Consider the following 15,749-nt stretch of genomic DNA (forward strand, 5'->3'; position numbering starts at 1 on the left):
GACACTTCAGGGAAGGAGAACGGAAATGTATTTGGGGAAATTCGGGAGATCGGTGAGGCTCGCGATGGCGGGTCTCGCCATGGCGACGTCGATCGCAGGATCGGCATACGCACAGTCGGCCAATGCCGTGACGCTCAAATGGGCGCTGTGGGATTGGGACAAGACGGCTTATTACAAGCCGCTGATCGCCGCATACCAGGCCAAGAATCCGAACGTTAAGTTCGAATCCGTGGACCTCGGTTCGCAGGACTACCAGCAGATGATCGCAACCCAGCTCGCGGGCGGTTCCAAGGATATCGACATCGTCACCGTCAAGGACGTTCCGAATTACACGAACCTCGTCCGCGCCGGCTCGATCTCGGACCTCTCCGGCTTCATGACGGAACAGAAGATCGACCCGGCGTCGTTCGGCGGCCTCGTCGACGAACTCAAGATCGACGGCAAGATCTATGCCCTGCCGTTCCGCTCGGATTTCTGGGTCGTCTATTACAACAAGGACATTTTCGACAAAGCCGGGGTCACCTACCCGACCAACGACATGACCTGGGCGCAGTTCGACCAGATCGCCACAAAGCTCGCCGGCGGCATGGGCGCGAACAAGACCTACGGCGCGCTCTTCCATACATGGCGCTCCACGGTCCAGCTTCCGGGCATCCTCGACGGCAAACAGACGCTCGCGGGTCCGGACTACGCTTTCCTGAAGCCTTGGTATGAGCGCGCGCTTGCCCTGCAGAAGGCCGGCGTCGTTCCGTCCTATGCGTCACTGAAGACCTCCAATACCCACTACTCGGCGCTGTTCTTCAACAGCACGATCGGCATGCTGCCGATGGGTACCTGGTTCGTCGGCACCCAGATCGCCAAGGTCGCCTCCGGCGAATCCAAGAGCAAGAACTGGGGGATCGTGAAGTTCCCGCAACCGGATGGCGTTGCAGCAGGCACGACCGCAGCGCAGATTTCCGGTCTCGCCGTCAATGCCAACTCCACGCACAAGGCCGAAGTGCTCGACTTCATCAAGTTCGTCACCGGTCCGGAAGGCGCGGCCATCATCGCCGGCACCGGCACGATCCCGACCGTCCGCACCCCGGAAGTCACCGCCAAGATCGCATCGCTGCCGGGCTTCCCCCAGGACCAGGCGAGCAAGGACGCGCTGCAATCCGGCAAGTCCTTCCTGGAAATGGCCGTCAATCCGAATGCCGCGAAGATCGAGGTTGTTCTCAACCGTGCGCATGACTCGATCATGACCGACAACATCTCGATCGACGACGGCCTGAAGGAAATGACCGACGGCGTGAAGGCCATCAAGTAACAACCCGACCCGCGGAGGACACGTCTTCCGCGGGTCTTTTTTCCCACTAAAAATGGTTTGCCCGTGATCTACGACCCAGTCCAAGCCAATCCCCTTTACGGCAACCCTCTTCTTTCCCGAGCCGATCTCGGCAGAGCGGTCCTGGATCTGTTCAAGCCGCTTCTTGCCTATTTTTCCGAAGGCGGCGCACGGGTTCGCCTGAGCGCGACCGGCGCGCATTTCGATCGTGCTGCGGCCGATCTTGAAGGTTTTGCCCGACCGCTCTGGGGCATCGTGCCGCTTGCAGCCGGAGGCCATGACTTCCCGCATTGGGACCTCTACCGCCGCGGTCTCGCAAATGGCACCGATCCCTCTCATCCGGAATATTGGGGCGATATCTCCGATCGCGACCAGCGTCAGGTGGAACTGGCAGCGGTCGGTTTTGCGCTTGCCATGGTCCCCGAACACATCTGGGATCCGCTGGGCGAAGGGCAGAAGAAAGCCGTCGCAGCCTACCTCCTGTCGGCCCGCGACAAGGAGTTCATCGACAACAACTGGAAATTCTTCCGGGTTCTCATCGATCTCGGCCTGACGCGCGTCGGCATAAGCTTCGACCGATCCATGACGGAGACGTATCTCGACGAGACGGAGGCCTTTCGGCTGGGCGAAGGCTGGTATCGCGACGGGCCGGTCAAGCGCGTCGACCACTATATCCCCTTCGCCCTGCATTTTTATGCGCTGATCTATTCGGTGCTCGCGAAGGCCGATACTGCGCGCGGCGATGGCTATCGCGAACGTGCCCGTGTCTTTGCCCAGGATATCCGTCACTGGTTCGGTCCGGATGGCGCGGCGCTTGCCTTCGGGCGCAGCCAGACATATCGCTTTGCCGCCGGCGGCTTCTGGGGCGCATTGGCATTTGCGGGCGTCGAGGCCCTGCCCTGGGCCGAGATCAAGGGCTACTACATGCGCCATATCCGCTGGTGGTCGAAGCTTCCGATCGCCGACCGCGATGGGGTTCTGTCGATCGGCTACGGCTATCCCAATCTCCTGATGAGCGAGAGCTACAACTCTGCCTGCTCGCCCTATTGGGCGCTGAAATTCTTTCTGCCCCTGGCTCTGCCTGCCGACCATCCGTTCTGGCTGGCAGAGGAAGCACCGGCACCCGCCTTTGCCGACCCGGTTCCGCTCAAGGAACCCGGCATGGTCGCCATGCATACGCCCGGCAACGTGGTCGTCCTCGCCTCCGGGCAGCAGCACGACAAGATGCGCGGCGCCCACGAGAAATACTCGAAATTCGTCTATTCCACGCGCTACGCCTTCAACATCGAGGCCAACGACCGGCATTTCGCGGCAGCAAGTTTTGACGGCATGCTGGGGCTTTCCGATGACGGTGTGCATTTCCGCATGCGCGAAACGCTCGAGCAGGCGCTGATCGCCGGCGACAGGCTCTATTCCCGCTGGAAGCCCTGGAGCGATGTTGCGGTGGAGACCTGGCTGGTGCCGGCCAACCCCTGGCACATCCGCATCCACCGCATCGTCACGCCGCGCGCGCTGGAAACGACGGAGGGCGGCTTTGCCATCGAACAGGCGGATTTCCAGGCTGATATCGCCAGCCGCGGCGAAGGTCTGGCCGTGTGGTATGGTCAGACCGACACCAGCGCAATCATCGAGCTTTCACCTGCCTTCAGGCGGGAGGGCCACGCCATGAGCCCGATCGCCAATAGCAATCTCGTTCACGCAAGGACGCTTCTTCCGCAGCTGCGTGGACAGGTCGAGGCAGGCACTACGGTGCTTGCCGCGGCGGTCATCGCGCTCCCCAATGCCGAGATGGACCCGGCCTTTCTGCAGTCTGTCCCGGCCTGCCCGGATGTGGCGGAACTGGAGCGGCTGTTCCGCGCGGATGGACAGGTGATTCCCGCCTTCAACCTCGGCGGCGCCAAATGAGGCAGGCCACAACGGCCTGTCCTATACTTGCTTGCCGCTTCATCCGCCCCTCACCGATCCGCGCCAGACGAGGTCCGCCTCAAGTCTTCGCGAGTTCGTCTGAGCCGGCGTGACCTGATCGAGCCAGGCCACGGCTTCGGCTGCAATCCGGTCGACGGGTTGGGCAAAGGTGGTCAGATTGTAGGAGGTCCAGGAGGCCTGCTCGATGTCGTCGAAGCCGACGACACAGAGTTCGGACGGAACGGCAAGGTTGAACTGAAACCGAGCGGCATCCATCAGGCCGCAGGCAAGCAGATCGTTGACGCAGAAGATCGCGTCCGGTCGCGTCTCGCGGGTGAGCAGCCGCTGCGCCAGCACCGCGCCGCTCTGATAGGTGGTGGAGCCGAAACGCTCGACAGTTACCTCCAAGCCATGCTCGCGACCGGCAGCGCAAAAACCCTCCTCGCGGGCCATCAGGCTCGGCGTCATCGCTTCCGAATTGGCAAAGGCGAAGTTGCGGCAGCCGGCGCGCAGCAAGGCGATGAAGCTACGCCGGGCCGCGTCGCGATCGTTGAGGTTGATCATCAGGGCGCCGTCGCGATCCTCGTCGCGGTTGATCAGCACAAGCCTTTGTCCGCTCTTCAGGCAGAGATCGGTGATCGACCTGTCCGGCATGCCGGACAGGATGATCGACGCGTCGGCGCGGTAACTGATCGCCTGCCGGAGCGCCTGGTCGACGCTGTCGTCGGAGCGGTCGGTATTGATCAGCATGGCGATCTTCGAGGCACTCTGGAGCTGGCCGGTGAGCGCCCGGATGAGGCTGGCACGGTAGGGCGTATCGAGCTCGGACACGATCAGGCAGACAATGCCGCTTTCGTTGCGCATCAGCCCGCGAGCGAGGTGGTTGACATGATAACCCAGCGCCTCGGCCGCCTCGATCACCCGTCGCCTCGTCTCCTCCGAAACGCTTGCGCCCGGCGTGAACGTGCGCGAAACGGCCGACCTGGACACACCAGCCCGGTCAGCGACTTCCTTGGCGCTGACAAAAATCCTGCGGCTCATCGCCCTCTCCCTTGTCTCAATCAATGCCCATTTTTGCAAGCGAGTGCAACAAGCAGATGACAAGAAATGCGGCTGGAGGTCATATTGTTTAGCAATTTGTTATTGACAAGGCCCCCAACTCCATGGAACCATTGCACACGCTTGCAAAGGCGGGTGATGTGGAGGCGTCACCATAATCTGGGAGGATAATCATGCGCTTGGCTCTCACAGCCGCTGCCGCTCTGGCGGCCGGCTTGACTATGAACGTATCGGCATCTCGTGCCGCGGAAGAACTCAACCTGATCTGCTCTGCCGACGTGGTCATCTGCGAAATGATGCAGCAGATGTTCCAGAAGGATACCGGCATTCAGGTGAACATGGTTCGCCTGTCTTCCGGAGAAACCTATGCCAAGATCCGCGCCGAGGCGCGCAATCCGAAAACCGATATCTGGTGGGCCGGGACCGGCGATCCGCATCTGCAGGCCGCATCCGAAGGACTGACGCAGGAGTACAAGTCGCCGCTTCTCGGGGAGCTCAACGACTGGGCGAAGAAGCAGGCGGAAAGCTCCGGTTTCCGCACGGTCGGCGTTTATGCCGGCGCGCTCGGCTGGGGCTACAATACCGAACTCTTCAAGCAGAAGAACTACAAGGAGCCCAAGTGCTGGGCCGACCTTTTGGATGCCTCGTTCAAGGGCGAGATCCAGATGGCCAACCCGAATTCCTCCGGTACCGCCTATACGGCGCTGGCGACGCTCGTGCAGATCATGGGCGAGGACAAGGCTTACGACTACCTGAAGAAACTCAACGCCAACATTTCGCAATATACCAAGTCCGGCTCGGCGCCGGTCAAGGCCGCCGCCCGCGGCGAGACGGCGATCGGCATCGTCTTCATGCATGATGCGGTCGCCCAGACGGTCGAGGGATTCCCGGTCAAGTCGATCGCGCCCTGCGAGGGTACCGGCTACGAAATCGGCTCGATGTCGATCGTCAAGGGCGCGCGCAACCTGGAGAGCGCCAAGAAGTGGTATGACTGGGCGCTGAAGGCCGACGTGCAGTCGCACATGAAGGAGGCGAAGTCCTTCCAGCTTCCGTCAAACGCCAAGGCGGACGTGCCGAAGGAAGCGCCTAAATTCGCCGACATCAAGCTGATCGACTACGACTTCACCAAATACGGCGACCCGAACACCCGCAAAAAGCTGCTCGAGCGCTGGGACAAGGAAATCGGCGCGAGCGCCAACTGATCCCGATCGCCATCGTCGCGCTGCGGCTTCACCTGTGGCGCGACCGGACTTTCCATGCTCTCGATGAGGTCGCGGCCTGCCATGGACCATCGCAATCGCAGACTGGACCTTGTCCTTGCCTTAGGCGCCGCGGCCATGGTCGTTTTGCCGTGGTACCGGATCGAGAAGGGGTTTCTGTCATTCACCTGGCTGGGGGACTTCCCGGGGGCGGCTTCGGCTGCTCCCGGGATGCTGCAGATCTTCGTGCACGGCCGGCTTTGGTTGTTCATCACCTTGCTGGCACTTTTCGGCGCGGCCGCGGCGCGGTTCGTGACCGACCCGATGCGGCGCGGCGCGCTTCTCGCCTGGGCGGGCGGCTTCGGTATCGTGTTTCTCGCGCTCCAGGGGCTTGCAATCGGCGGTACCGGCTGGAACTGGGCCATCACCCAGACGCTCTTCGGTGAACTCGCCAGCGGCCAGTCGTCGATGGGTGCCGGCGCCGTCCTGATGTCCGTGGTCTTCGTCCTGATATTTTCCTTCGGCCTTGCCGAAAGGGGCGTGATGCGCGGCGACGCCTTCGTCGTTTCGACCATCTCCGTGCTGATCTTCCTCGTCGCGGTCTTCGTCTTTTATCCGATCGGCAGCATGTTCATCGGTGCCTTCCAGGACGTCGACGGTTCGGTGAATTTCGACGGGTTCAGCCGCAACATCGCCGAATCCTCGATCTGGAGCCTCGATTGTCTTGCCGGCGGCGCACGCTGCGGGATCGCCTGGCGTACACTTTTCCTGGCGATCATGACGGCTGCAGGCTCAACGCTGCTGGGCCTCGCCTTCGCACTGGTCGCAACCCGCACGCATTTTCCCTTCAAGAAGGGCCTGCGGCTCCTGACCGTGCTGCCGATCATCACGCCACCCTTCGTCATCGGCCTGGCGCTGACGCTCCTGTTCGGCCGTGCCGGTGTCGTCACCGAGGGCCTTTCGTCTGTCTTCGGCATAGAGCCGAGCCGCTGGCTCTATGGCCTCACCGGCATCTGGATCGCCCAGGTGCTGTCGTTCACGCCAATCTCCTTTCTCGTCCTGATCGGCGTCGTCGAAGGGGTCAGCCCCTCGATGGAGGAAGCCTCCCAGACATTGCGCGCAAACCGCTGGCGCACGTTCTGGCGCGTCTCCTTGCCGCTGATGAAGCCGGGGCTCGCGAACGCCTTCCTGATCGGGTTTATCGAAAGCATGGCGGATTTCGGCAACCCGCTGGTCCTCGGCGGCAGTCACGGCGTGCTTTCGACGGAAATCTTCTTTGCCGTCGTCGGTTCGCAGAACGATCCGGCCCGCGCCGCGGTGCTCGCCATGATCCTGCTCTGCTTCACCCTGTCTGCCTTCCTCGCGCAGCGGCTCTGGCTTTCGGGCAAGAATTTCGCGACCGTCACCGGCAAAGGCGACAGCGGCGCCCATATCGCGCTGCCCCGCCCGCTTTCGATTGCCGTACATATGCTCGTCATCCCCTGGATGATCTTCACGCTCGTCGTCTACGGCATGATCATCTTCGGTGGCTTCGTGAAGACCTGGGGTCTCGACAACACGCTGACGCTTGCCCACTACGCCAAGGCTTTCTCCGTCACCGTCCGCGACGGTTCGCTGGTCTGGACCGGAGTGGCCTGGAATTCCTTCTGGACGACGATGGAGATCGCGCTGATCTCGGCGCCGCTGACCGCCGCCGTCGGACTGGCCACGGCCTATGTGATCGTGCGGCAGAAATTTGCCGGCCGCGAACTCTTCGAATTTGCGCTGATGATGAGTTTCGCCATTCCCGGCACGGTCATCGGCATCAGCTACATCATGGCCTTCAACCTGCCGCCGCTCGAAATGACCGGCACCGCGCTCGTCCTCGTCGCCTGCTTCGTCTTCCGCAACATGCCGGTCGGCGTGCGCGGCGGTATCGCCGCCATGAGCCAGCTCGACAAGAGCCTCGACGAAGCCTCGATGACGCTCGGGGCAACCAGCTTCCGCACCATCCGCAAAGTCATCCTGCCGCTCCTGAGGCCGGCCATCACCGCCGCACTCGTCTATTCCTTCGTACGCGCCATCACCTCGATCAGCGCCGTCGTCTTCCTGGTCAGCGCCCAGTACAACATGGCGACTTCCTATATCGTCGGGCTGGTCGAGAACGGCGAATACGGCGTGGCGATCGCCTATTCCTCCATGCTGATCGTGGTGATGATCGCCGTCATTACCGGTTTTCAGCTGCTCGTCGGCGAACGGCGGCTAAGGCGCGAAAACCGCATCTCGGCCGAACTCGCCCGTGTTCCGACTTCCCTTCCGCAGGAGAAAATCGCATGAGACCCGCCAATGCCGGATCCGTCGTTTTCCAGAACGTCCGCAAGACCTTCGGCGCCTTCACGGCCATTCACGACCTGTCGCTGACCGTCGAGCCCGGCACGCTGGTGACATTGCTCGGCCCCTCCGGCTGCGGCAAGACCACGACGCTGCGCATGCTCGCCGGCCTCGAACACCCGGCCTCCGGCCGCATTCTGATCGGCGGCAAGGATGTCACCATGCTGCCGGCCAATGAGCGGGACGTCTCGATGGTCTTCCAGTCCTACGCCCTTTTCCCGCACATGACGTCGCTCGACAATATCGCCTACGGGCTGGAGTCGTCGGGGCTGAGCCGGAGGCAAGCGCGTGAAAAGGCCGAGCACGGGCTCGAACTCGTTGGCCTTGCAGGCATGGGACGTCGTCTTCCCGCCGAACTGTCCGGCGGCCAGCAGCAGCGCGTCGCAGTTGCCCGCGCGCTGGTCCTCGAACCCCAGGTCCTGCTGCTCGACGAGCCGTTGTCCAACCTCGATGCCCGTCTGCGCCGTCGTGTCCGCACCGAAATCCGCGAGCTTCAGCAGCGCCTGCAGTTCACCGCCGTCTACGTCACCCACGACCAGGACGAGGCGCTGGCGGTCTCCGACAAGATCATCGTCATGAAAGATGGCGGCATCGCCCAGGAGGGCAGCCCGCGCGAGCTTTACGAGGCACCAGCCTCATCCTTCATCGCCGACTTCATCGGCGAGGCGAATGTCGTGGATTGCGAGATCATCGACATCTCGGGCGCGCAGGCGACCGTCAGCATCGAGGGACTGCGCCACGTCGTGCCGGCGCGCGGGGCAAGGCCCGGCCGCGGCAAGCTTGCGGTGAGACCGAGCGCCATCACCGTCGAACCCGCCGAAAGCGCCGCCTTTTCCGGGCGGATCAGCCACACGGCCTATCTCGGCGACCATATCGAATACGAGGCGGAAACGAGCGGCGGGACGTTGTTCATCGTCGACCCGTCGGTCGACCGCCCTCTTCCTCCCGGCACACAGGTTGCCATCGGCCTCAAGAGCCGCGGCATCGCCATCATCGCGGAATGAGAGTCTTTGAACAGGGGCATGTTTCTTCATGAATAATAACGAGCAGCACATCAAGGATCGCCACGCGCTTGCCGAAAAGATCGCGCGGGAAGCGGGAAAGGTCGCGTTCGACTATTTCAGCCGGCGCGAAACATTGGTCATCGAAACCAAGGGCGATCCGCAGGATGTCGTCTCGATCGCCGACCGGGAGGTGGAAAACCTCATCCGCGACCGGGTGTCCGACACATTCGCGGACGACGGCTTCCTGGGCGAGGAATACGGGCTTGCCGAAGGCAGTTCCGGCTATACCTGGGTCGTCGATCCGATCGACGGCACCAGCCCCTTTGTCAGCGGCATGCCGAACTGGTGCGTCTCGATCGCCGTTCTCCATGACAAGAAGCCGGTCGTCGGCGTGATTTTTGTGCCCTGTTACGAAGAAATCTATTCCGCAGCGGCCGGACAGGGCGCCACGTTGAACGGCAAGCGGCTTTCGCTTGATGGCCGCAAGACGATCCGCAACGGGCTGACTGGCATCGGCGCCAACCACCATGTCACGCCGGCCGCGGTCGGCAAGATCGTCAACGATCTCCTCGAAGGCGGCGGCAATTTCGTCCGGCTGGGATCGGGTGCGCTGATGCTCGCCTATGTCGCCGCCGGCCGGCTGGTCGGCTATTATGAGCCCTATATGCACGCCTGGGACTGCCTCGGCGGCTATTGCATCGTCGAGGAGGCGGGCGGCTGGTTCCTGCCCTTCCCCACCGAAGGCGGGCGGCTGACCAAGGGTGCGCCGGTGCTTGCCGCCGGCCCGGGCGCCGTCAGCGATCTCAAACGCATCGCCGGTGTCGGCGCAGGGGATTCGGCGGCTGCGTAACCGCTTCATTCACGCGTCGTCCGAGCCATAAGGTCCGGCGGCGCGCAGAAAAGGGTCCTCGTCGGACCTTATCTTCGGTTCATGGTCAAGGGAGGAAAACATCCATGAAAATCGTTCTTGCTTCAGCAATTGCCGCAACCACATCGCTGCTCATGGCGTCGAGCGCGATGGCCGTCACCGAAATCCAATGGTGGCACGCCATGACCGGCGCCAACAACGAGGTCGTCGAGCAGCTTTCCAAGGAATTCAACGAAGGCCAGAAGGACTACAAGATCGTTCCGGTCTTCAAGGGCAGCTATCCGGAAACCCTGAATGCCGGCATTGCCGCCTTCCGTGCCAAGCAGCCGCCGGCGATCATCCAGGTGTTCGACGCGGGCAGCGGCGTGATGATGGGCGCCCAGGGCGCCATCGTGCCGGTCGCCGACGTGCTGACCAAGGGCGGCTACAAATTCGACAAGTCGCAGTACCTGCCGGGCATCGTCGCCTATTACTCGAAGCCGGACGGCACCATGCTGTCCTTCCCTTACAATTCCTCGTCGCCGATCCTCTATTACAACAAGGATATCTTCCAGAAGGCCGGCCTCGATGCCGCCAACCCGCCGAAAACCTGGCCGCAGGTGTTCGAGGCAGCCAAGAAGATCAAGACCAGTGGGGCGGCCCCCTGCGGCATGACCTCGACCTGGCTCACCTGGATCCAGACCGAGAATCTCGCCGCCTGGAACAACGTCTCCTATGGCAGCAACGAAAATGGGCTGGCCGGCGTGGACGTGAAACTTGCCGTCAACTCCGAGTTCTTCGTCAAGCACTTCCAGTCGATCGCCGATCTCGGCAAGGACGGCACCTTCCGCTATGGCGGCCGCACTTCGGAAGCCAAGCAGCTCTTCACGTCGGGCGAATGCGGTATCATGACGGAATCCTCCGGCGGTCTCGGCGACATCATCAAGACCGGCATGAACTACGGCATCGGCCAGCTTCCCTATTACGAGGGCGCCGGCCGGCCGCAGAACACCATTCCCGGCGGCGCCAGCCTCTGGGTCTTCGCCGGCAAGAGCGATGCGGAATACAAGGGCACTGCGGAGTTCTTCAATTTCCTGTCGCAGACCAAGATCCAGGCCCGCCTGCACCAGGTTTCCGGCTATATGCCGGTGACGATGGCCGCTTATGACGACACCAAGAAGTCCGGCTTCTACGACAAGAACCCCGGCCGCCAGGCGCCGCTCCTGCAGATGATGGGCAAGGCGCCGACCGAAAACTCCAAGGGTGTCCGCCTCGTCAACCTACCGCAGGTCCGCGACATCATGAACGAGGAGTTCGAGTCGATGCTGGCCGGAAAACAGGATGCCAAGACGGCGCTCAACAAGGTTGTCGAACGCGGCAATGCCGCGATCCAGCAGGCAATCGGCAAGTAAGCAGCCAGGGCCGTCCGCGTCAGCCGATGCGGACGGCCTCATTCGCATTCCAAGGGAGCCCGCCCGTGCAAAGCGTCGTCTTTCCGAACAAGATCCTGCCCTATTTCCTGGTCGCGCCGCAGATCGTCCTCACTGTCATCTTCTTCTTCTGGCCCGCAAGCCAGGCGCTCTATCAATCGGCGATGCGGGAAGACCCGTTCGGCCTGCAGAGCAGTTTCGTCGGATTGGCAAATTTCCGGTTGATCCTGTCGGACGAGAATTACCTTCATGCGCTGCAGGTGACGATCGTCTTCAGCGTCGCGACCGCCCTGCTCTCGATGGGCCTGGCGCTGCTGCTGGCGACGGCGGCGGATCTGGTGGTGCGCGGCAAGGGCTTCTACCGCACCATGATGATCATTCCCTATGCCGTGGCGCCGGCGGTGGCCGGCATGCTGTGGCTGTTCATGTTCAATCCGGCCATGGGGACGCTCGCCTATCTTCTCAGGCGCAACGGCATCGCCTGGGACCCGTTGCTCAACGGCGATCAGGCGATGGTGCTGGTCGTGGTGGCGGCCGCCTGGAAGCAGATCAGCTACAATTTCCTGTTCTTCGTCGCCGGCCTGCAGGCCATCCCGAAATCGCTGCTGGAGGCCGCCGCAATCGACGGCGCCCGCGGCAGCCGCCGTTTCTGGACCATCGTCTTTCCGCTTCTGGCGCCGACGACCTTCTTCCTGCTTGTCGTCAACACCGTCTACGCATTCTTCGACACGTTCGGCATCATCCATTCGGTGACCGGCGGCGGGCCCGCCAAGGCGACCGAGACGCTGGTCTACAAGGTCTACAACGACGGTTTCGTGAACCTCAACCTCGGCTCCTCCGCCGCCCAGTCGGTGGTGCTGATGGTCATCGTCATCGCGCTCACGGCTTTCCAGTTCCGCTTCGTCGAGCGGCGCGTGCATTATGGTTGAGGTGATCCGATGATTGAGAACCGCCCGCTCGCCACCCTGATGGGGCACCTGACGCTGATCCTCGGCATCGTCATTGTTGCCTTTCCGATCTATTATACCTTCATCGCTTCGACGGCGACGTCGAGCGCCATCATCCGTCCGCCGCTGTCGCTGCTGCCCGGCGGCCAGATGATGGAGAACTACACCGAATCCATCTCCGGCGGCGTCGAGCGCGTGGTCGGGGTGAGCCTCGAGCGGCTGTTGTTCAACAGCTTCGTGGTGGCGATCGCGATTGCCATCGGCAAGATCCTCATCTCCTTCCTGTCGGCTTTTGCGATCGTCTTCTTCCGTTTTCCCTTCCGCATGGGCTTCTTCTGGATGATCTTCATCACCCTGATGCTGCCGGTCGAAGTGCGCATCCTGCCGACCTACAAGGTCATCGTCGATCTCGGCCTGATCGACACCTATGCGGGGCTGACGCTGCCGCTGATGGCCTCTGCCACCGCCACTTTTCTTTTCCGGCAGTTCTTCCTGACGATCCCGGGCGAGATGGTCGAGGCTGCCCGCATCGACAATGCCGGGCCGTTCCGCTTCATGCGCGACATCCTTTTACCGCTGTCGACGACCAATATCGCGGCACTCTTCGTCATCCTGTTCATCTACGGCTGGACGCAATACCTGTGGCCGCTGCTGGTCACCAATGACGCGAAGATGAACACGATCATCATCGGCCTGCGCCGCATGGTCGATTTCGCGGATGCCTCAACCCCCTGGAACTACGTCATGGTCACCGCGATCCTGGCGATCATTCCTCCCGTCATCGTCGTGGTGCTGATGCAGCGCTGGTTCGTCAAAGGTTTGGTGGAGACCGAGAAGTAATGGCAAGAATTGAACTGAAGGACGTCCGCAAGGTCTATGGTGGCAATATCGAGGCGATCAAGGGCGTATCGCTCGATATCGAAGACGGCGAGATGATCGTGCTGGTCGGCCCGTCGGGCTGCGGAAAATCCACCCTTCTGCGGATGGTGGCGGGTCTCGAAGGCATTTCGTCTGGCGAGGTGACGATTGCCGACAAGCGCGTCAACGAACTGGAACCGGCAGAGCGGGACATCGCCATGGTTTTCCAGAACTACGCGCTTTATCCGCACATGACCGTGCGACAGAACCTCGCCTACGGCCTCAAGAACCGCAACACGCCGAAAGACGAGATCGACCGTCGCATCACCGAGGCGGCGCGGGCGCTGGAGATCGAGCCGTTCCTCGCACGCAAGCCGCGGCAGTTGTCCGGCGGCCAGCGCCAGCGTGTCGCCATGGGCCGCGCCATCGTGCGCAAGCCGTCAGCCTTCCTGTTCGACGAACCGCTCTCCAACCTCGACGCCAAGCTGCGCGTCCAGATGCGGGTCGAGATCCGCCGCCTGCAGCGTTCGCTCGCCACGACCTCGATCTACGTCACCCACGACCAGATGGAGGCGATGACGCTGGCGGACCGGCTGGTCGTTTTGAATGCCGGCCGGATCGAGCAGGTCGGCACGCCGATCGAACTCTATGAAAAGCCCGAGACCACTTTCGTCGCCACCTTCATCGGCTCGCCGTCCATGAACCTCATGAAACTCGGCAACGGCGCCGGCTGGAAGATGTCGCCCGAGGCGCGACTGCCCAACAGTGCCGCCACGATCGGCATCCGCCCGGAGGACATCGTGATCGCCAACGGCAATGCTCACGGACCCGTCCGGGCCGAAGTCCAGGTGGCGGCGGTCGAACTGGTTGGCGCCGAAAGCTACGTCCATGCCCTGACCGCCGACGGCAGTCCCGTCGTCTTCCGCGTCCCAGGCCGCTCAGCCATCCAGATCGGCGAGACCATGGCCCTGACGGCGGACGCCGCCCGCTTCCATCTGTTCGATGCGGCCGGCAAGAGGGTCTGACGGCCGGCCAACGCTCGTTCCATGGAAGATCGCCGGCTGTGGCGCGCAACATGTCATCGTGAAGCCCCGGGGTCAGTACCCGGGATCTTACGGCACTTGCAGCGTTCGAACCGCTCCGGCATCCAATTCAGGTGTGCATTTTGCAGCCGAAGCTTGCCATGCTTTCTGCCGCCAATTGGCTACATGGGCGGAAACTGGCAACTTCGGCAGAAGGAACCACTGTGGCCTTGAGCGGCCCGAAAACGAAAAGGCTGGCGTGCGCACTTCCCGCCCGGACAGGTGAAAGCAGTACCGTCGCAAAGCGTGCGGCGCTGATGGAGCGCTTGCATGGCGCCAGCTCGGACGTCTAGAAGGCAGCGCTGCTGGAGGATCTTGCGGACTTATGTAGCAAATGCCTAGATTCCAGCCGTGAACATCGATGCCGAAATTTGCGTCTCCGCACAGCCCATTTCTAAAAATCGGAATTCTGCACCGTCCCTGTACAAATGGTGCAGCGCTCTAAGTCTGAAAAGTTTTCATAATTGCCTCATTAATTTTGAAAAGTTTTCGTACTCTCAATTTTGCCGTTGTTAAAGTCGGGACGCCCTGATCAGGACTCTCGACTTCGCGCAGCGCTACGCGCATGCCGACGTCGCGGAGGCGGATGGTCACCTCACTACTTCAGCACCGTCACGTTCATCGTAGTGTCTGCGATTTTCCCATCCCCGTAGGGCGATCTCAGCACGAAACTGTCCTCTCCGACATAGCCCGCTTTGGCGGTATAATAGGCAACCAGGCCCATGACTTTAACGGTGCGGCACCGCTCAAGTTTTCCTGACGAGGTCGGGAAGACCGATTGACGGACGATTTCGACGCGTCCGTGTTTGGGCGGTTCGACGATGCGGACAACCGGTACGTCAGCCAAACTGCAATCGTTGTTGATATGCCAGTGCTGGCCCAGCTTTGTGCGGACACCGCTCATGACGGTTCTGGAGAGGGACTGCTTTTTGAAACTGTCGGAAGCCTCCGCCAGTCCGCTTGCCCCGATGGAAAACACGGCAAGCGTGAAAGCGGCAATCATATTTCTCATCATCTACCCCCGGCTGAGATTTTCCTAAGCGATATTCTATCCTGACGAGAAATCAATCTGCCAAACGCAAAAACTTGTTCCAGTCCGAGTGGCCGGAAATCGTGCCACAACCTGATCCCGCAGCCGGTGAACGTCGGAAGTATCATCGGGATCGCGCAGCCCCTTGAATGACGGGTGCCGCAGCTTTTCGTCATTCGTCCACGCGCGATACTCGATCTCGGCGGCAAGCGCCGGAGCAGTCAACGCCAGCTTCTTCCCGGCGCCTTCACCGGCGGCAGCTTCGTCTTGAGCTTGTCGAACTGCTTCTTCAGCGATGGGGCGGCGTCGCGCTGAAAGCCGGTCCCGACACGGCCGACGTATTTGTAGCCATCCCGATACCGCGCGCCCGGCAGCAGGCTCATCGAATAGAACAGCACTCGAAACCTTCCACCCAAGCCAGAAAAGGCTCTGGGTCAGAAACTGCGCTGTAGGGACAGGAGCTAGCATCTCCTCGGTGCTTCGCCGCCTGAGTGCCTTGCTCGAAGGCCAGGGAAAGCGCTTCCTCAATAGCCAATGGCGAGTCGCCGTATTCACGGTCAATGTAGGCGGTGATAATCTCTTTGCAGCGAGCATCCAACAGGTTGCGCCTCCATTCTCACGACTGAAAGTAATCGGATCTGGGGCCGCCATTGTCTGCAGTTGACCTGTACAGCATATGAACGAGGGGGAGCGG

Annotated in this window: 14 protein-coding genes; 10 read left to right on the top strand and 4 right to left on the bottom strand. The window is 61.8% G+C overall.

Annotated elements, in window-relative coordinates; genetic code table 11:
* The first annotated feature begins 25 nt into the window (after positions 1–25).
* Complete coding sequence (locus C5J24_RS22180) at positions 26–1,306, top strand: ABC transporter substrate-binding protein (protein ID WP_105421014.1); 1,281 nt, start codon at positions 26–28, stop codon at positions 1,304–1,306.
* A 63-nt stretch (positions 1,307–1,369) separates the two neighbouring features.
* Positions 1,370–3,229 (top strand): DUF2264 domain-containing protein, encoded by a 1,860-nt coding sequence (locus C5J24_RS22185; RefSeq protein ID WP_105421058.1) that lies wholly within the window; start codon positions 1,370–1,372, stop codon positions 3,227–3,229.
* Positions 3,230–3,268: 39 nt separating this feature from the next.
* Here the strand turns inward: C5J24_RS22185 and C5J24_RS22190 are convergent, their stop codons facing one another.
* Positions 3,269–4,270, bottom strand: coding sequence for a substrate-binding domain-containing protein (locus C5J24_RS22190; protein ID WP_105421016.1), 1,002 nt, complete (start codon positions 4,268–4,270; stop codon positions 3,269–3,271).
* Positions 4,271–4,461: 191 nt separating this feature from the next.
* On the opposite strand from C5J24_RS22190, the gene C5J24_RS22195 reads away from it, so the two are divergent.
* The 8 genes from C5J24_RS22195 to C5J24_RS22230 all read left to right on the top strand — a co-directional run bounded on the left by C5J24_RS22195 (position 4,462) and on the right by C5J24_RS22230 (position 13,968).
* The gene (locus tag C5J24_RS22195; RefSeq protein ID WP_046631738.1) at positions 4,462–5,490 is read left to right on the top strand and encodes an ABC transporter substrate-binding protein; all 1,029 of its coding nucleotides are present in this window, start codon (positions 4,462–4,464) and stop codon (positions 5,488–5,490) included.
* An 81-nt stretch (positions 5,491–5,571) separates the two neighbouring features.
* Positions 5,572–7,803 carry an iron ABC transporter permease gene (locus tag C5J24_RS22200; RefSeq protein WP_105421018.1) on the top strand — a complete coding sequence of 744 codons (2,232 nt, stop codon included), beginning with the start codon at positions 5,572–5,574 and terminating at the stop codon, positions 7,801–7,803.
* A complete protein-coding gene (locus C5J24_RS22205) occupies positions 7,800–8,861 on the top strand; it encodes an ABC transporter ATP-binding protein (RefSeq protein ID WP_105401593.1) in 1,062 nt (353 codons plus the stop codon). Before C5J24_RS22200 ends, C5J24_RS22205 begins: the two co-directional genes overlap by 4 nt.
* Before the next feature lie 28 nt (positions 8,862–8,889).
* The gene (locus tag C5J24_RS22210) at positions 8,890–9,711 is read left to right on the top strand and encodes an inositol monophosphatase family protein (protein ID WP_105401594.1); all 822 of its coding nucleotides are present in this window, start codon (positions 8,890–8,892) and stop codon (positions 9,709–9,711) included.
* Between the two features lie 104 nt (positions 9,712–9,815).
* Positions 9,816–11,120: a sn-glycerol-3-phosphate ABC transporter substrate-binding protein UgpB gene (gene ugpB, locus C5J24_RS22215; RefSeq protein WP_105401595.1), complete on the top strand. Its 1,305-nt coding sequence runs from the start codon at positions 9,816–9,818 to the stop codon at positions 11,118–11,120.
* Positions 11,121–11,185: 65 nt separating this feature from the next.
* Entirely contained in the window at positions 11,186–12,067 is an 882-nt protein-coding gene (gene ugpA, locus C5J24_RS22220) for a sn-glycerol-3-phosphate ABC transporter permease UgpA (RefSeq protein WP_105421020.1), read from the top strand.
* A 9-nt stretch (positions 12,068–12,076) separates the two neighbouring features.
* Complete coding sequence (gene ugpE / locus C5J24_RS22225; RefSeq protein ID WP_105421022.1) at positions 12,077–12,925, top strand: sn-glycerol-3-phosphate ABC transporter permease UgpE; 849 nt, start codon at positions 12,077–12,079, stop codon at positions 12,923–12,925.
* The gene (locus tag C5J24_RS22230) at positions 12,925–13,968 is read left to right on the top strand and encodes a sn-glycerol-3-phosphate import ATP-binding protein UgpC (protein ID WP_105421024.1); all 1,044 of its coding nucleotides are present in this window, start codon (positions 12,925–12,927) and stop codon (positions 13,966–13,968) included. The genes ugpE and C5J24_RS22230 overlap by 1 nt, the downstream gene beginning before the upstream one ends.
* Before the next feature lie 655 nt (positions 13,969–14,623).
* Here the strand turns inward: C5J24_RS22230 and C5J24_RS22235 are convergent.
* Genes C5J24_RS22235 through C5J24_RS32005 form a run of 3 tightly spaced genes read right to left on the bottom strand, consistent with a single transcriptional unit; the run spans position 14,624 to position 15,453 of the window.
* Positions 14,624–15,040: a hypothetical protein gene (locus C5J24_RS22235; protein ID WP_245446754.1), complete on the bottom strand. Its 417-nt coding sequence runs from the start codon at positions 15,038–15,040 to the stop codon at positions 14,624–14,626.
* A gap of 33 nt (positions 15,041–15,073) precedes the next feature.
* Positions 15,074–15,280, bottom strand: a complete 207-nt coding sequence (locus C5J24_RS32705; protein ID WP_105421026.1) for a hypothetical protein — start codon at positions 15,278–15,280, stop codon at positions 15,074–15,076.
* Positions 15,277–15,453: a hypothetical protein gene (locus tag C5J24_RS32005; RefSeq protein WP_172724094.1), complete on the bottom strand. Its 177-nt coding sequence runs from the start codon at positions 15,451–15,453 to the stop codon at positions 15,277–15,279. The genes C5J24_RS32705 and C5J24_RS32005 overlap by 4 nt, the downstream gene beginning before the upstream one ends.
* Between the last annotated feature and the right edge of the window lie 296 nt (positions 15,454–15,749).

Origin of the sequence: Neorhizobium sp. T25_27, from assembly GCF_002968565.1 — a bacterium.
In the GTDB taxonomy this organism is placed as follows: Bacteria; Pseudomonadota; Alphaproteobacteria; order Rhizobiales; family Rhizobiaceae; genus Neorhizobium; species Neorhizobium tomejilense.